At 63.5% G+C, this 16,485-nt stretch carries 19 protein-coding genes; 3 read left to right on the top strand and 16 right to left on the bottom strand.

The window, feature by feature from the left end:
* The 3 genes from AC1D02_RS09975 to AC1D02_RS09965 all read right to left on the bottom strand — a co-directional run.
* Positions 1–224 (bottom strand): transposase (locus AC1D02_RS09975; protein ID WP_477316255.1); only part of this gene is annotated, 224 nt, incomplete at its 3' end.
* An 83-nt stretch (positions 225–307) separates the two neighbouring features.
* Positions 308–2,431 (bottom strand): M3 family metallopeptidase, encoded by a 2,124-nt coding sequence (locus tag AC1D02_RS09970; RefSeq protein ID WP_477316253.1) that lies wholly within the window; start codon positions 2,429–2,431, stop codon positions 308–310.
* A 61-nt stretch (positions 2,432–2,492) separates the two neighbouring features.
* Complete coding sequence (locus AC1D02_RS09965) at positions 2,493–4,622, bottom strand: M3 family metallopeptidase (RefSeq protein WP_477316251.1); 2,130 nt, start codon at positions 4,620–4,622, stop codon at positions 2,493–2,495.
* A 287-nt stretch (positions 4,623–4,909) separates the two neighbouring features.
* Between AC1D02_RS09965 and AC1D02_RS09960 the strand changes: the two genes are divergently transcribed.
* Positions 4,910–5,098 (top strand): hypothetical protein, encoded by a 189-nt coding sequence (locus tag AC1D02_RS09960; RefSeq protein WP_477316249.1) that lies wholly within the window; start codon positions 4,910–4,912, stop codon positions 5,096–5,098.
* Positions 5,099–5,211: 113 nt separating this feature from the next.
* Here the strand turns inward: AC1D02_RS09960 and AC1D02_RS09955 are convergent, their stop codons facing one another.
* From AC1D02_RS09955 to AC1D02_RS09915, 9 genes are all read right to left on the bottom strand, one after another.
* The gene (locus tag AC1D02_RS09955) at positions 5,212–5,784 is read right to left on the bottom strand and encodes a TMEM175 family protein (protein WP_477316247.1); all 573 of its coding nucleotides are present in this window, start codon (positions 5,782–5,784) and stop codon (positions 5,212–5,214) included.
* Positions 5,784–6,188 (bottom strand): hypothetical protein, encoded by a 405-nt coding sequence (locus tag AC1D02_RS09950; protein WP_477316245.1) that lies wholly within the window; start codon positions 6,186–6,188, stop codon positions 5,784–5,786. The genes AC1D02_RS09955 and AC1D02_RS09950 overlap by 1 nt, the downstream gene beginning before the upstream one ends.
* A 129-nt stretch (positions 6,189–6,317) precedes the next feature.
* Positions 6,318–6,734: a type II toxin-antitoxin system VapC family toxin gene (locus tag AC1D02_RS09945; RefSeq protein ID WP_477316243.1), complete on the bottom strand. Its 417-nt coding sequence runs from the start codon at positions 6,732–6,734 to the stop codon at positions 6,318–6,320.
* A gap of 27 nt (positions 6,735–6,761) precedes the next feature.
* Complete coding sequence (locus AC1D02_RS09940; RefSeq protein WP_477316241.1) at positions 6,762–6,998, bottom strand: type II toxin-antitoxin system Phd/YefM family antitoxin; 237 nt, start codon at positions 6,996–6,998, stop codon at positions 6,762–6,764.
* 278 nt (positions 6,999–7,276) lie between these two features.
* Complete coding sequence (locus tag AC1D02_RS09935) at positions 7,277–7,876, bottom strand: DUF7010 family protein (RefSeq protein ID WP_477316267.1); 600 nt, start codon at positions 7,874–7,876, stop codon at positions 7,277–7,279.
* Positions 7,877–7,949: 73 nt separating this feature from the next.
* The gene (locus AC1D02_RS09930) at positions 7,950–8,342 is read right to left on the bottom strand and encodes a VOC family protein (RefSeq protein WP_477316239.1); all 393 of its coding nucleotides are present in this window, start codon (positions 8,340–8,342) and stop codon (positions 7,950–7,952) included.
* A gap of 16 nt (positions 8,343–8,358) precedes the next feature.
* Positions 8,359–8,565: a DUF7661 family protein gene (locus AC1D02_RS09925; protein WP_477316237.1), complete on the bottom strand. Its 207-nt coding sequence runs from the start codon at positions 8,563–8,565 to the stop codon at positions 8,359–8,361.
* Between the two features lie 72 nt (positions 8,566–8,637).
* Positions 8,638–11,148: a putative bifunctional diguanylate cyclase/phosphodiesterase gene (locus tag AC1D02_RS09920; protein ID WP_477316235.1), complete on the bottom strand. Its 2,511-nt coding sequence runs from the start codon at positions 11,146–11,148 to the stop codon at positions 8,638–8,640.
* A 130-nt stretch (positions 11,149–11,278) separates the two neighbouring features.
* Entirely contained in the window at positions 11,279–11,497 is a 219-nt protein-coding gene (locus AC1D02_RS09915; RefSeq protein WP_477316233.1) for a hypothetical protein, read from the bottom strand.
* 132 nt (positions 11,498–11,629) lie between these two features.
* Between AC1D02_RS09915 and AC1D02_RS09910 the strand changes: the two genes are divergently transcribed.
* Positions 11,630–12,127, top strand: coding sequence for a hypothetical protein (locus tag AC1D02_RS09910; protein WP_477316231.1), 498 nt, complete (start codon positions 11,630–11,632; stop codon positions 12,125–12,127).
* Positions 12,128–12,146: 19 nt separating this feature from the next.
* Here the strand turns inward: AC1D02_RS09910 and AC1D02_RS09905 are convergent, their stop codons facing one another.
* Together AC1D02_RS09905 and AC1D02_RS09900 are read right to left on the bottom strand one after the other, a co-directional pair.
* Positions 12,147–13,055, bottom strand: a complete 909-nt coding sequence (locus AC1D02_RS09905; RefSeq protein WP_477316229.1) for a polysaccharide deacetylase family protein — start codon at positions 13,053–13,055, stop codon at positions 12,147–12,149.
* Positions 13,055–13,261: a SlyX family protein gene (locus AC1D02_RS09900; protein WP_477316227.1), complete on the bottom strand. Its 207-nt coding sequence runs from the start codon at positions 13,259–13,261 to the stop codon at positions 13,055–13,057. The genes AC1D02_RS09905 and AC1D02_RS09900 overlap by 1 nt, the downstream gene beginning before the upstream one ends.
* Before the next feature lie 95 nt (positions 13,262–13,356).
* Here AC1D02_RS09900 and AC1D02_RS09895 point away from each other — a divergent pair, with 95 nt between their 5' ends.
* On the top strand, positions 13,357–13,608 hold the full coding sequence (locus tag AC1D02_RS09895) for a hypothetical protein (RefSeq protein ID WP_477316225.1): 252 nt from the start codon (positions 13,357–13,359) through the stop codon (positions 13,606–13,608).
* A gap of 154 nt (positions 13,609–13,762) precedes the next feature.
* Here the strand turns inward: AC1D02_RS09895 and AC1D02_RS09890 are convergent, their stop codons facing one another.
* Positions 13,763–15,823, bottom strand: a complete 2,061-nt coding sequence (locus tag AC1D02_RS09890) for a UvrD-helicase domain-containing protein (protein WP_477316223.1) — start codon at positions 15,821–15,823, stop codon at positions 13,763–13,765.
* An 86-nt stretch (positions 15,824–15,909) separates the two neighbouring features.
* The gene (locus AC1D02_RS09885; protein WP_477316221.1) at positions 15,910–16,458 is read right to left on the bottom strand and encodes a DUF1003 domain-containing protein; all 549 of its coding nucleotides are present in this window, start codon (positions 16,456–16,458) and stop codon (positions 15,910–15,912) included.
* Positions 16,459–16,485: the final 27 nt, after the last annotated feature.

Genomic DNA, 16,485 nt, shown 5'->3' with positions numbered 1-16,485 from the left:
GAATAGTCCCAAATGAGCCGCAGGACCGACAGCTTGAAGTCGGCGCTATACGGGCCGACCTGATTGCCCGCGATGAACGTGCCATGAGCCTGGAACCAGCTAATCCAACGATGGACCATCGAATGCGCAAGCCCGCGCTGCCTGGCCAGCTGCTTGTAGCCTATATCGCCATCAAGATACTGACGGACGACGGCCAGCTTGAATTGCTCGTCATACTTTGTCATAAACCACCTAAAAGTTGGCGTCCAACTTTTAGGTGGCACTTCAGACCTGACCCCGACCTTGTCGGCGCCGCGTGATCCGTCGATTACTGCGCCGTCAGGCCGCGGCGCTCGAGCAGCGGCTCGATCACCGGATCGCGGCCGCGGAAGGCCTTGAACATCTTCATCGCGTCCATCGTGCCGCCGCGCGACAGCAGCATCTTGCGGAAGTAGTCGCCGTTCTTGCGCGTCAGCCCGCCGTTCTCCTTGAACCACTCGACCGTGTCGGCATCCAGGCGCTCGGCCCATAGGTAGCCGTAGTAGCCCGACGAGTACCCGCCCGAGAACACGTGCGAGAAGTAGGTCGTGCGGTAGCGCGTCGGCACCGGCGCGAAGTCGATGCCCGCGTCCTTCAGGGCGCCGGCTTCGAACTGCAGCACGTCGGTCGGCACCTGCCCTGCCGCCAGCTGGTGCCAGCGCTGGTCGAGGATCGACGCGGCCAGGTACTCGGTGGTGCGATAGCCTTCATTGAACTTCTTCGACGCGATCACCTTGTCGAGCAGCTCCTGCGGCATCGGCGCGCCGGTCTGGTAGTGCTTCGCATAGTTCTTCAGCACTTCAGGCCACACCGACCACATCTCGTTGACCTGCGACGGGAACTCGACGAAGTCGCGCGGCACGCGGGTGCCGGAAAAGCGCGGGTACTTCACGTCCGAGAACATGCCGTGCAGCGCGTGGCCGAACTCATGGAACAGCGTGCGCAGTTCGTCGTAGGTCAGCAAGGTCGGCTCGCCGGCCGCCGGCTTCGGAATGTTCAGGTGGTTGGCGATGACCGGGTGGGTACCCATCAGCTTCGACTGGCCGACGTAGGCGTTCATCCAGGCGCCGCCGCGCTTGTTGCCGCGTGCGTAGAAGTCGGCGATGAAGATCGCCAGCTGCTTGCCATTGGCGTCCATCACGTCGAACACGCGCACGTCCGGGTTGTAGACCGGCAGGTCCTTGCGCTCCTTGAACGACAGGCCGTACAGCTTCCCGGCGGCGAAGAACAGGCCGTTGTTCAGCACATTGTTCAGCTCGAAGTAAGGACGCAGTTCCTGCTGGTCGAAGTTGAAGCGCGCGGCGCGCACCTTGTCCGAGTAGAAGTCCCAGTCGGCGGCCGACACCTGGAAGCCGCCCTTCTCCGCGTCGATCACCTTCTGGATCTCGGCCGCCTCCTTGCGCGCGTTGGCAACCGCCGGCTTGGCCAGTTCGGCCAGCAGCTTGTTGACGGCGCCGGTGTCGTGCGCGGTCTGGTCTTCCAGGATGTAGGCGGCGTGGCTCGGGTAGCCGAGCAGCTTTGCGCGTTCGGCGCGCAGCGTTGCGGTCTTGACGACGATGTCGCGGTTGTCGAACTGGCCGCCATGGCTGCCGCGGTTCAGCGACGCTTCGAGCAGGCGCTGGCGCGTGGCGCGGTTGGTCAGCACCGACAGCGATGCCTGGCCGGTGGTGTTCACGACCGGGATCACGAACTTGCCTTCCAGGCCGCGCTTCTTCGCTTCGGCCGCGGCCGCGTCGATCGCCTTGTCCGACATGCCCGCCAGTTCGGCGCGCGTGTCGACCACCAGCGCGGAAGCGTTGGCTTCATTCAGCACGTTCTGGCCGAAGCTGGTCTGCAGGCTCGCCAGTTCGGCGTTCAGCGATTTCAGCTTGGCCTGGTCTTCAGGCGACAGGCGCGCGCCGGCGCGCACGAAGTCGGTGTTGTAGCGCTCGAGCAGCCACGCCGATTCGGAATCGAGGTGCAGCGACGCGCGCTTGTCGTACAGCGACTTGATGCGCGCGTACAGCTTGGCGTTGAGGCGGATCGCGTCGCTGTGCGCGGCCAGCTTCGGCGCCAGGTCGCGGTCGAGCGCCTTCATGGTGTCGTTGGTGTTGGCGCCGGACAGGTTGCCGAACACGCTGCTCACGCGGTTCAGCAGCTGGCCCGAGCGCTCCATCGCAACGATCGTGTTCTCGAACGTGGCTGGCTTCGGGTTGTTGGCGATGGCGTCGATTTCGGCCATCTGCTGGCGCATGCCTTCGGCGAAGGCCGGCGCGTAGTCGGCGTCGTGGATCTTGTCGAAAGCAGGGTAGTGGAACGGGAGCGCGCTTTCGCGGGCGAAGGGGTTGGCGGGATCGAGCGCGCTCGGGGCGGCATGGGCGATCGATGAGAGGGCCATTGCGGAGGCGATCAGGAGAATGTGTGGTCGGGTCATTTTGTTCGGTCGTTGAATTCAAAAATGGGGCCAGGTCCGCAGGACCAGACCCCAACATGCATTACTCCGCGGTCAGGCCGCGGCGTTCGAGCAGCGGCTTGATGATCGGGTCGCGGCCGCGGAAATTGTGGAACATGTCCATCGCGTCCACCGTGCCGCCGCGCGACAGCAGCGCCTTGCGGAAGGTGTCGCCGTTCTTGCGCTGCAGGCCGCCGTTTTCCTTGAACCATTCGACGGTATCGGCGTCGAGCTTTTCAGCCCACAGGTAGCCGTAATAACCCGCCGAATAGCCGCCCGAGAAAGTATGCGAGAAGTAGGTCGTGCGGTAGCGCGGCGGCACCAGCGGGAAGTCGACGCCGCCTGCCTTCAGCGCGCTCGCTTCGAACGCCAGCACGTCGGTCGGGATCTGCGCCGGCGTCAATTGGTGCCAGCGCTGGTCGAGCAGCGACGCGGCCAGGTATTCGCTGGTGATGAAGCCCTGGTTGAACTTCTTCGCAGCCAGCACCTTGTCCAGCAGGTCCTTCGGAATCGGCGCGCCGGTCTTGTAGTGCTTGGCGTAGTTGGCCAGCACTTCAGGCCATACCGCCCACATCTCGTTGACCTGCGACGGATACTCGACGAAATCGCGCGGCACGCTGGTGCCGGCGAAGCGCGGGTACTTCACGTTCGAGAACATGCCGTGCAGCGCGTGGCCGAATTCGTGGAACGCCGTCTTCACTTCGTCGTAGGTGAGCAGGGTCGGCTCGCCGGCCGGCGGCTTCGGAATATTCAGGTGGTTGGCGGTGACCGGGTGGGTGCCCATCAGGCCGGACTGCGACAAGTATTCGTTCATCCAGGCGCCGCCCTTCTTGTTCCCGCGCGCGTACATGTCGGCGATGAAGATGGCCAGCTGCTTGCCATTGGCGTCGAACACGTCGAACACGCGCACGTCCGGATCGTACACCGGCAGGTCCTTGCGCTCCTTGAAGCTCAGGCCATACAGCTTGCCGGCGGCGAAGAACACGCCGTTGGTCAGCACGCTGTTCAATTCGAAGTAGGGCTTGAGCTGGTTCTCGTCGAAGCTGTACTTCGCCGCGCGCACCTTGTCGGTGTAGAAGTCCCAGTCGGCCGCGGAAGCCTGGAAGCCGCCCTTGCCGGCATCGATCACCTTCTGGATTTCAGCCGCTTCCTTTCGCGCGTTGGCGACGGCGGGCTTGGCCAGTTCGGCCAGCAGGTTGTTGACGGCGGTGGTGGTCTTCGCGGTCTGGTCGGCCAGCGAGTAGGCCGCGAAGTTCGGGAAGCCGAGCAGCGCGGCGCGTTCGGCGCGCAGCTTGGTCAGGCGCAGCACCAGGTTGCGGTTATCGAATTCGCCGCCGTGGCTGCCGCGCGCCAGCGATGCGGCCATCAGGCGCTCGCGCACCGCGCGGCTGGTCAGCACGGTCAGCGGCGCCTGGCCGGTGGTGTTACCGAGGACGATGACGAATTTGCCGGCCATGCCGCGCTTCTTCGCTTCGGCGGCGGCGGCGTCGATCGCGGCGTCCGACATGCCGGCCAGTTCGGCGCGGGTGTCGACCACCAGGGCGGAAGCGGCGACTTCCTTCAGCACGTTCTGCGAGAACTGCGTCTGCAGGGTCGCGATTTCGGCGTTCTGCGCTTTCAGCTTGTCCTTGTCGGCGGCCGACAGCCTGGCGCCGGCCAGCTCGAAGTCCTTGTTGTAGCGCTCGAGCAGGAACAGCGATTCCTTATCGAGGCCCAGCTTGGCGCGCTTGTCGTACAGGGTCTTGACGCGCCGGTACAGCTTGTCGTTCAGGTAGATGGCGTCGCTGTGCGCGGCCAGCTTCGGCGACATCTCGGTGTCGATCGCATCGAGCTTGTCGTTGGTGTTCGCCGATTGCAGGTTGGAGAAGGTGGTGCTCACGCGCGTGAGCAGCTGGCCGGAGCGCTCCATCGCCACGATGGTGTTGTCGAAGGTCGGCGCCTTCGGATTGTTGGCGATGCCGTCGATCTCGCGCAGCTGCTCGCGCATGCCGGCCGCAAAAGCGGGCAGGAAATGCTCGTCCTTGATCTTGTCGAAGGCGGGATAGTGGAACGGCAGCGTGCTGACCTTGGCGAACGGGTTCGACGCTTCCAGCGCCGCGGCGGCGGGAGCGGCGATGGCCGGATGGATCAGGGCGAGGCTGGCGGCGATCATCAGCAGGTGGGGACGGGTCATGGCATCTTTCACGGGCGCTTGGGAGAAGCTGCGGCTGGATAAGCGGCAGCACATGAGCACACGATCATAGCAGGGCGGTTTCCGTCCGTCGATGTATGCATGTGTCAATACGGCGACGCAGTGTTGGATGGAAGCCGACACCCGCAGGAGGTGGTGTTGGGCGCCGGCCACCGGAGCGCGGCACTGCGCCCCGTGCCGCTTGCTGGCACGCTCCCTGCATCTGAATGCATTGAGCTCGCAGGCTTGGAGCGATCAACCCGAAGCGTATTTATTCAAGGAGAACTGAAATGGAAACATTGACCATCAAGGACCTGCCGATTGCTGAAGACCTGGGGCAGGAAAAAATGGCTGCCGTCTGTGGCGGCATGGGCCGCACGCCGCAGCAAATTCTGGCGCACGAACTGACCGGCAAACCGGCGACCTGGCAAGGCCTGGTCCTCGGCGACGACGGCCGGCTGCACGTCCCGACGATCTAGCCGGTTGTATCAGCGAAGGCTGGTATCCATGCTGAGCTTGCTCTCACCAGTTCGGCGCTCAGCATGGGTTCCTGCCTTCGCAGGAACGACAGGCAAATCTCCCGAGCCTTAAGTCACGCCAATCGTTTTTCGATCCGCGTATCCGGCACCAGCCAGATGATCGCCACGCAGATGTACATGGCGAAGCCGACCCACGGATACCACAGCGACAGCGAGATGCCGGCGACGTACATGGCGATCGAGATCCAGCCCTTGGTGTCCTTGCCGATGGCGTCGGCCAGCGCCTGGTTCTCGCGATGGTGCGCGGTCAGCGCGCGGGCCAGTATGGTGTACGCAATCGCGCACATCAGCAGCACGAAGCCGTAAGCCGCGACCGGAGCGGTTTGGAAATGGTTCTCGCCCATCCAGGCGGTGACGAACGGCGTCAGCGACAGCCAGAACAGCAGGTGCAGATTCGCCCACAGCACGCCGCCGCTGATCTGCTGGACGACGTGAAGCATATGGTGATGGTTGTTCCAGTAAATCCCGACGTAGATGAAGCTGAGGACATAGCTGCCGAGGACGGGCAGCACAGGGATCAGGTCGTCGAACGACGCGCCATGTGGCACCTTCAGTTCGAGCACCATGATGGTGATGATGATGGCGATTACGCCATCGCTGAATGCTTCGAGTCGATTCTTGCCCATTAATTTTCGTCGCTACAAGCGTAGTTAGTAATCGCGATGCTGACACCTGCCTTTGCCGCTAGTTGTATCAGTTTGGGCGGCAAGTATGAGCATTGTGAGACGTAGCCCTGAACAAGAGCGACACCGAAATCTAGTATTGCATTTTGCACACCCGGATACACAACAAGGTTCGTAATTGTTCCCAGGTGCAAATTTAGGAACTCCGTCGCCTCCGCCGCCTGCTCGGCAAACTCGTCAAGCTTTGCGTCACTAGCGACAAAGCTAGCTCCAGATTCGCTATAGTATTTTCCCTTGAGAAGTCGCGGTTCGCCCTTCCTCCAGACTTGATCGACAGGCAGCGGATGCTGGCTCAACAGGGTATCAACATCGAGCCACTCACCAGAAATTCTCAAAATACAACTCATCTTTTCGCTTCACTTTTTAACTGATGCTACCCATGATGAGCTCGGCGCTCCAAGCCGCCACACTCAGTGTAAGAGAGTGAATTTGTGCGAAGCCACCCATTTGCAATGACCTCATCTACGCGTTCATAATCATTGTGATTCACTGTTCCTGGGCTCCACTAACTTCACGGCGACGCCGAGCATCGCGCCCGCTTTTGCCATCCCCTGATCGAAGGTGAAAATTGTGGCCCTGTGCGCGGCTGCAATGGCGAGGTGAAGAGCATTGCCAACACGCAGTGCGGTGCGCCATTTGTCCAACAAGATCACTGCATGCCGAAAAGCCGCATCGTCCACCCGAATTTTGCGAAGGGACGGTGCCACAAGCCATGTATAGGCGTCAATTGCCTTATCGGCTTCCCGCTCTGTAATTTGCCTTGTGCGAAGTTTGACACCCAGAGCCGACACAAGCTCGACTTCGGACCAGGAACTCATGACGAGCGGATCCCGATAGCTGGTCATCAACGCTTCAGCCGCTTCACTGCCCCGCCTCCGGAACCAGGAAAGCAAGCAGGACGCTCGTGTCAACGTAGCGCATCAATACCGGTCGGCTTCACGCAGCTTGCGAATAAACTCACGCGCGGACTCTTTCTGTGGCGTCATCTTGGCGCGGTGTTCGGCAAGACTGGGAATTTTCTGACGCGGCGGATCGCTCGCGACGAGCTTCACCACAGCGCGGCCACGTTTGGTGATAGTGATTTCCTCGCCCGCTTCCACCATGCTGATCAGCCGACTCAATTGCGTCTTGGCCTCGGCAAGCGTAAAAGTTGACATCACTCCTCCCAACTATTCAGATGGTCATCTGATAGTAGCATGCGGCGTCAATAGATCACATACAACTGAACATCGGGAACCGGCCTGCTGCACTCGCTACGACCCGGATTTTCGTGGCTACGGCATCAATCGTTCAACCTGTGTCGGAATGGCAGGCATATCGCTCTCGTTTTTATCTTGTGTCCGCTCTGTCATCCGAACATGAACTCAGCAACCGGGATCTCACGTGAACGTCAGACCGCATACTGACTCAAATCGTCCACCTAGGCGGCGTGATTTCATTGCAAGACTGCCGGCCGGGTCGCTTTTGAGAACACCACGCACGCAAATAGCACCTCAATCAAGCCACCAATTGCCGCGGACGTGACGGGCGAGACCGCTGCGAACAGGGCGACATTTCCGGCGACAATCAGGCTCATGCCCATCACCCAGAAAATGGCTCGTCCAAACATACTGGCAAAGACCAGGTAGCGGCTTCCTATCGTTACCATCATGGCTGGAAAAAACAGCACGGGCTTGAAGAGGAAAAGCCCGTACGCCATTGCGCAGCAAAGTATCAGCCAGATTGTCGACGCCATCCCGAGCTGGTTCAGGGCGTTGGCTTTGCTGGTCTTCGCGGGTCGCCCGAGCGCCTTCGTCAGAATGGCGCTGATGGGGTAAATCAGCGCGCCGCCGATGAGCAGCGTCCATACGGCCCGCTGCATCCCGAGCAGCTGGCACACCAGCGCGGCGGTAAGCCACACGAGTCCGGATACCAGAATGCCGGGGGCGCCGTCGAAGTGGGCGTGGCGCATCTCATCTTGCTGCTCTTCGGACACGGATAGTTGCATCGTTTTTCCTGGGATCGACTGAGACTGAAAACAAGGAGCCGCGATCACGTCGCGCAAGTGAGCAATACTCCCACGAAATTGCCTCAAAGACAACAATCTGATTGTTCAGCCAGCGATCGGTTTACGGCTCGCCGTGGGAGCAGACGCAGATCTTGTTGCCGTCCACGTCGCGAAAATAGGCGCCGTAGTAGTGGGCGTGATAGTGAGGCCGCAGTCCCGGGGCGCCTTCGCACCGTCCGCCTTCCGCGAGAGCGATCGCATGGCTGCGATCGACCATCTCCGGCGACGACGCCAGCAAGGCGATCATGTTGCCGTTCCCCGGCGCCGCCTGATGATGATCGAAGGGGGCGCCAAGAATAAGCAACGGGCGCGGCGATTGCGCTGCATGCCAGCCGGCCCATGGTTTTTCGGGGTCGCAAAATTTGAGGAACAGGCCGAGCTCATTCATCAGCCTCGAATAGAATCCGAACGCCCGGTCGAAATCGTTTGTACCGATGAACACGTGTGATATCACTGGCGGCCTCTGCTGCTCATAGCGGTTCGACCCGTTGGCCGGGACCGGACAGCTCGTGATAGATGTCGTCGAGATAGGTCGCGATTTCCTCCGCGGCGAAGGTCGGCGGAATAACGACATCGTGGATGCTGGCGCGTTTGCCGTCTTCCAGGCGATACACGTGCCAGGCATCGTTCTCCCGCCGCACCTCCAACTGGAACCGACCGTAGATGTTGAATTTCATGGGGTCAGTTTAGCGCAGCCGCCTCAATCGCGAATGGGGTCGGGTCCGCAGGACCAGACCCCGGGCGCGGGTTCACGCCTCGTTGGCGCTGCACGGCTGCGCTTGCGGGTGCGCGGCGGCGTGGGGCTGCGCCGCCGGCAGGAACGGCGTGTGCTGCTCGCACCAGCGCTCGAAGGCCTCGGCCGGCATCGGCCTGGCGGCGAACCAGCCCTGCACGTAATCGCAGCCGAGCTCGCCCAGCAGGCGCCATTCGGCGGCGCTCTCGGCGCCCTCGGCCACCACGCACAGGCCCAGCTGATGGCCCAGCTGGATGATCGACTCGAGCAGCGCCGAGCCGTCGCCCTTCTCGGTGATGCCATTGACGAACGCGCGGTCGATCTTGAGTTCCGACACCGGCATCTTTTGCAGGTAGATCAGCGACGAGTAGCCGGTGCCGAAATCGTCGATCGACAAGGTGAAGCCGATCGCCCGCAGCGCCGCCATCACGGTCAGCGCGGCGCCGGCGTCGGTCATCGCGCCGCTCTCGGTGATCTCGAGCTGGATGTCGGCCGGATCGGCGCCGGTCTCGGCCAGCATCGCCGCCAGCCGCTCGGGGAAGCCGGCTTCGTCGAGGTCGCAGCTCGACAGGTTGACGGAAATCTGCAGCGGTCGCCCGGCGCGCCGCCACTGCACCGTCTGCGTCATCGCCTGGCGCAGGATCCAGCGCGTCAACTGGCCGATGCGGCCGGTCTGCTCGGCGAACGGGATGAACTCGGCCGGCGGCACCAGGCCGCGCTCCGGATGCTGCCAGCGGATCAGCGCTTCGGCGCTGATGACGGCGCCGTCGGCGAGGCGCACCTTGGGCTGCAGGAACATGCGCAGCTCGCCCTGCTCGACCGCGCGGCCCAGTTCGGACAGCAGGCCCAGGTCGGCGCGCTGCTGCGATTCGAGCGCGCTGCTGTACTCGGCCCAGCCCTGGCGATGCGCGCGCGCATGGTCGAGCGCCATCTCGGCATTGCGCAGCAGCTCCGTCATGCCGGGACCGCCGCTCTGCGTGCCGGCGCCGGCGCCGGCACGCGCCACGCCCACCGCGAGCGACAGGTCGACGGTCTGGCCGTTGACTTCAATCGGCGCCGCGAACGCCTGTTCGATCTGGCGCCGCACCGCGTCCAGGCGGCCGGCGTCGTCGACCAGCAGGCAGAACTGGTCGGCATGCAGCCGGCTCACCTGGCCGACCTCCAGCGCCGACAGGCGCGACGCGGTTTCGACCAGCAGCCGGTCGCCGATTTGCGGACCGAGCGTCTCGTTGATCGCCTTGAAGCGCTCGATGTTGAGCACCAGCACCGCCAGCGGCTGCTGGCCGGCCAGCTGCTCGCCCGACTGCAGCATCAGTTCGCGGTTCGGCAGGCCGGTCAGCGTGTCGTGGGTGGCAAGATGCAGCGCCTCGCGCCGCAGGTTGCGCGAGCGCACGGCCAGGCCGGCGCAGAACAGCAAGGGCAGCAACAGGTCGGCGGCGTAGTTGAGCCACGATCCGTGCACCGAAAAGCGCGCCCACTGCGGGTTGCCGGTGAGAAAAGCCAGCAAGATGGGCGAGTAGTACAGCGCCAGCGGCAGGTTGCCGAAAAATAGCATCGCGCACAGCTTGTCGCCGGCGCGCCAGCCGCGCCAGGTGCCCGCCAGCAGCAGCGGGAACGAGGCCAGCAGCAGGATCCACGCGTTGGCCTTCGCCATCACGTCCGGACGCCAGTAGAAGATCGGGATCTGCAGGAAGAACAGGACCACCGTCACCCAGCTCAGGCGGTTCAGCAGCGGCGAATGCTGGTGGAACTTGCCGACCCGCGCGACCACCAGCTGGCGCGTCACGCAGGCCAGCGTGACGACCGGGAACACCGCGTAGAGGCTGGCGTAGGGCGCGTTCGACAGCACGTAGGAAAAGCCGCCGTAGCCCCACTTGTAGGCGGCGTAGCAGCTCAGCCATGCCACCAGCAGCGCGTAATCGCGGTCGCGCAGCGCCACGCCGAACAGCGCGCAAAACACCGCGATGGCGACCAGGCCGACCAGGATGGCCAGGTTGTCGTGGTCGAAGCGCTGGTCGGCCTCGAACACGCTCGCCAGGTCGACCCGCTCCACCGTTACCGGCTCGGTGCGGTTGAAGGTGGAAAAATACGACAGGCGGGCGTAGCGCCATTTGGCGTCGTCCATATCCGGAAAGAACACGTGGCGGCTGGTCAGCAGCGCGTTCGAGCGTGTGCCTGCGTGCCGCCCGGCGGCGATCAGGCGGCCCTTCGCGTCGAACACCTCGACGTCCGCGTACGAGGCCGCGAAAGCCAGCGATTGCCCCGCCGGGATCGCGGCGCCGGCGCGGACCCAGCAGCTTGCGCCCTGCGGCAACATCACCTTGCCGTCGGCCGCATGGCGCCAGCCATCGGCCGGCACCGCGCCCCGGTCGAACAGGTCGGCGCGATTGCACAGGTAGTCCACCGCCACCGGTTCCGCGCGCAGGGCCGTCGCGAACAGGCCGAGCACGACGAACGCCATCATGCGCGTCAGCAATCGCATCAGGGAGGTCGGCGCCGCGCCGGTATGAGGGACAAGGAAATGCATGAAGTGTTTCTGAACGGCCGCAGGTATCGATCGACCATACGTGAATGACTGCCATAGACATCGCATGCTGTCATGGAACCGAATTTAACGCAATCTTGAGAAAGACTTAATTTTAAATAATGCAACAGATTCACACCGTGCCGACAAGAATCAGCGACGCCGGCTCGCCAGTGACGGGGTGGAGCGGCTCGCGCAGCTCGGCCAGGCGCAGTCCGGCGTCATGAAACAGGCGCACCCAGCTTTCCAGTGCGCGGAAATACCACGGCGGCGGATCGAAGAAGCCGACGGAAAATACCGCCCACGATCCTTCGCGCCAGCCATCGGCGTAGGGGGCGTCGCCGCAGGCCATCAGCGGATGCGTTTTTCGACCAGGAACAGATGACCTGGGCGTCGTTGAATTGTGTCATCGGTTGTTCAGCCGTGCGCGCATTGTCTTGAACAAAATATATCATTAACTCATCATCAATCGAATGGAGCAATCATGCTGAAAACCACCCTGCGCGTCGCGACGAGCACCCTCCTGCTGCTGGCTTCGGCCGCCGCCATGGCGAACCCTGCCACCACCAGGAATCTCGCGATCGCGGGCGTGTTCCAGGAAGTCGTCGGGCCGTCGGCGCGCTGCCCGAGCAACTTCGGCGGCACCATCATGGGACACGGCGACGGCGCCCTGACCGGCAAAGTCGTCTTCATCGCCTCCGACTGCATCACGCCGTCGGGGCCGTTGTACAATTTCAGCGAGGGGCGCATCGTCATCGTCACCGTCACCGGCGAGCAGATTTTCGCCAACTACAGCGGCCAGTTCGTGCCGACCGGCGCGGGCGCCAATTACGTGTTCAGCGGCGCCACCTTCCAGGTCACCGGCGGCAACGGGCGCTACGCCAAGGCGACGGGTGGCGGCACGCTGGCGGGCGGCTCGGACATGGTCACCGGCCAGGGGCAGCTCCAACTGTCGGGGCAGATCACGTTCGAGGATAAGTAACCCCCGCGGCGGCGATCGATCACAGGGCTTTTAACAGCGCCATTTCGTAGTCGCCGTCGTCGACCAGGCGCTCCCAGCCGTTGAATTTGCCCAGGCCGAGCGTGCGCGCCATCGACAGCAGCAGGCTCTGCCCCGCCGCGGCGCGATCCGGCATCAGCTGGTACACGGGATCGGCAAACGCGGCCGCCGGCGTGGTGATGCTCCAACCCATCGCGCGAAACTGCGCGATCACGTCGTTCAGCCACAGCGCGTTGATCAGGTTGTGGTGCAGCAGGATCACCTGCGCGATGTCGCGTCCCTGCAACTGTTGCGACAGTGCGCGGTAGGCCAGCGCGCGCTGCCGGATGTGCGACAGGTACAGCGCCTTCAGCGGGGCCAGGTCGGCCTGCGGATTTTTCTGGAGGATCTCGCGCAGCTTGTCGTCGAAGCGCCAGTCGCTGGTGTCGAGGCTGACGTAGGCGTTGCGGTAGCCCTGCCGGCGCAGGAAGTCGCGCATGCCGTCGCGCTTTTCCGGCGTGTTCCCCTCGCGCAGGAAGGTGAAGCGAAACCACTTCTGGTAGCCGGGCAAGTCGCGGATCACGGCATCGCAATCGAGCACTTCCTGCTGGTACTGCGCCAGGCTCAGCTGGGCGCTGTTGAGGTCGGGATGGGTAACCGTGTGGTTGCCGATCGCGTGGCCGGCCTGGCCCCACGCGCGCGCCAGCGCGTAGCCTTCGGGCCGGTCGGCGCCGTTGTTGGCGGTGACGAACAGCGCGGCCTGCACCTTGTTGCGCGCCAGCGTGTCGAGCAGCGCCTGGTTGCGCTGCGGCGGCGTCATCAGCGGCGTGGCGCCCAGCTTGGGGCCGTCATCGAAAGTGAACGCGACCGATTGGGCCTGCGCGGAAGATGCCAGCGCCAGCGCGGCCAGCAATAGGAGTCGCTTCAGCATCAGTAATGCGGCGGCGGTTCGTTGGACGGGGCATTCGGCCCCGACTGCGCGGCGTTGCGCACGTGTTCCAGCAGCTGCGCGACCATCGCTTCGAGCTGGTCGATGCGCCGGCTTTGCTGGTACACCACGTCGTTGAGCGACTCGACCAGGTCTTCCTGGTGCGCCAGCTTGATTTCGATATCGATAAAACGGTCTTCGTCACTCACGGCGGGCTTCCGATGCAAAACCGCCATTATGCGCGATGTGCGCATATGCGCGCTAACGCACGGAACACTCGTCAATTCCGGAGCAACATGTGCGCATGGAAACTCTTTCAGACCACTTCATCGACTGCGCGGCGCCGGCCGCGACGTCCTTGCGTCTGGCCGGACGGCCGGACCTGTTGACCGCGCAAAAAGTCGAGGTCGGCATCATCCTGCAGGCGATGCTGGGCACGCCTGCGGCTGCGGAATACATGGAAAGCAACGCGATCGACCCGCAGGTCGCGCACCGCGTGCTGTACCAGCCGGAGCAGCGGCGCGGGCTGCATGACAAGTTCGGGATTCGCTGCTGATGGGTTGGGTCAGGTCCGGTGGACCTGACCCCGATGTTGAACGCCGGCGCCGGAAAATAGGTCGCAGTTGATCTCGCCGCGGCGACCAAACCGGGGTCAGGTCCAACGGACCTGACCCCCGGCCATTCGCAAATTATGCGAAATTTCGCATAATCTACGGCTTCGGCGTCGCCAGCAAGGCTTTCAGACTCGCCAGCCTGTCCTTCGGCGAAATAATTTCCGATTCCATCGGCGCGGCCGTGCCCACGTCCAGCGCCATCTCCTTGATGAAGCGCGACGGGTCGCAATGCACCTGCTCGCCCGCACGCTTGCGCTGCTTGCACCAGGTAATCTGCAAGGTGCGCTGCGCCCGCGTGATGCCGACGTACATCAGGCGCCGCTCTTCCTGCACGCGCGCGCCGATCGTCTCGACCGAGGCGTCCGGATCGCCCTTGTGCGGCAAAATCCCCTCCTCGCAGCCGACCAGGAACACGTGCGGGAACTCCAGCCCCTTGGACGCATGCAGGGTCGACATGCGCACCGCGTCGGGCTCCTCGTCCTGGCCTTCGAGCATGCTCATCAGCGCGACCATCTGGGTCAGCTCGAGCAGGTTCTTTTCCTCGCCCGACTTGTCCTTGCCGCCGCAGCCGCGCTCCTTGAGCCAGTTGGTGAACTCCAGCACGTTCTGCCACTTGCTCTGCGCCGCGCGGTCCTCGAAGGTGTCGTACAGGTAGGACTCGTAATTAATTTCCTTCATCATGTCGTCGAGCACCGCCGCGGCATTCTCGCCGCTGCCCGACGGCCCCGGCCGGCTCGCGCGCGACTCGAGGTTGTTGATGAAGTTGCAGAACTCGCGCAGCGGAATCAGCTGGCGGTCGGCCAGCTTGGCCTCGATGCCGCCCTTGAGCGCGGCCTCGAACAGCGAACAGTTCCACTGCTTCGAAAACGCGCCCAGCACCTCCAGCGTGGCCATGCCGACGCCGCGTTTCGGCGTGGTCACGGCGCGGATGAAGGCCGGGTCGTCGCCGTCGTTGGCGATCAGGCGCAGGTAGCTGATGATGTCCTTGATCTCGGCCTTGTCGAAGAAGCTCTGGCCGCCCGAGATCGTGTACGGAATGCGCTCCTTGCGCAGCGCCTGCTCGATCACGCGCGCCTGGTGGTTGCCGCGATAGAGGATCGCGTAGTCGGACCACTTGTTCTTGCGCTGGAAGCGGTCGGCCGAAATCATGATGGCTACCTGCTCGGCTTCCTGGTCGTCGTTCTGCATGCCCAGCACCTTGAGCGGCTCGCCCAGCCCGTGTTCGGACCACAGCTTCTTGTCGAACAGCTTCGGGTTGTTGCCGATGACCGCGTTGGCCGCCTGCAGGATGCGCGTGGTCGAGCGGTAGTTCTGTTCGAGCTTGATCACCTTCAGGTCGGGAAAGTCGACGCCCAGCGTCTTCAGGTTCTCGACCGAGGCGCCGCGCCACGCGTAGATCGCCTGGTCGTCGTCGCCCACGGCAGTGAACATCGGCTTCTTGCCGATGCCGGTGACCAGCAGCTTGACCAGCTCGTACTGGCAGGTGTTGGTGTCCTGGTACTCGTCCATCAGCAGATAGCGCAGGCGCCGCTGCCACTTGTCGCGGATCGGATCGTTGTTGCGGAACAGCTCCACCGGCAGGCGGATCAGGTCATCGAAGTCGACCGCCTGGTAGGCCGACAAGGTCGCCACGTAGCTGCGGTAGACGCGCGCGGCCTGCGCCTCGTCCTCGTCGGCGGCGTCGCGGATCGCGTCCTCCGGGTCGACCAGGCCGTTCTTCCACAGCGAGATCGCATTCTGGATGCTGCGGATCAGCTGCTTGTCGGTGGTGATCGCCAGATCCTGCACCAGGCCGAAGCAGTCGTCGCTGTCCATGATCGAGAAGCGGTCCTTCAGGCCCACGCCGGCGGCCTCCTGGCGCAGGATCTTCACGCCCAGCGAGTGGAAGGTCGACACGGTCAGCTGCTTGGCCTGGCGCGGCTGCTTGAGCAGCTTGGCGATCCGCTCCTGCATCTCGAGCGCCGCCTTGTTGGTGAAGGTCAGCGCGGCGATGGTGCGCGGATCGTAGCCGCGGTCCTCGATCAGGTGCGCGATCTTCTGCGTGATCACGCGCGTCTTGCCCGAGCCGGCGCCGGCCAGCACAAGGCAGGGGCCGTCGAGGTAGATCACGGCCTCGCTCTGGGGAACGTTCAGGCCGAACTTGGGGGCGTTGGACATCGGGAAGGGGACTTTGCAGGATTACAGCCGGCCATTGTACCGCGTCACACGCGCCGGCGAGCATCCCGGCGACGAAACGGGACCGGTCAGGCCGGCCGCGCGTTCACCCCGCACAAGGTCGACAGCATACGGATCTGCTCCTGTTGCAGCGCAATCAACTCTTCCCATTGCTTGACCTTCAGCGCATCGATTTTTTCGTGCAGCGCCATGATTTCCAGTTCGGCCTTGAGGTTGATCTCGTAGTCGTTGCGCGCATCCATCCGGTCCTTCTCGCCCTGGCGATTCTGCGACATCAGGATCACCGGCGCCTGGATCGACGCCAACATCGACAGGAAAAGGTTGAGCAGGATATAGGGGTAGGGATCGAAGCCCTTGCCGCCGTTGCGCGCCAGCAGCCAGGAGTTGAGCAGAACCCAGCCGCATAACACGATCGCGAACAGCATGATGAAGGTCCACGAGCCGCCGAAGCGCGCCACCGCGTCGGCGGCGCGCTGGCCGAACGACGGCGGTTCCGGGGCTTCGAGCAAAGTGCGGGTGATCGGCAGGCGCGCCGCGATGTGCTCTGCGACCCGCTCGTGGCTGCGCTTTTGCAGCGCCTGGTACGTGGCCTGGTATCCGTTGCGCTTATGTTTCATGGGTGCACCTCCGAAAGCGGCAGTGTA

The organism is Massilia sp. P1_C10 (assembly GCF_056406475.1).
The sequence above is the reverse complement of the archived record's forward strand: the minus strand, read 5'-3'. Positions and strand labels throughout refer to the sequence as shown.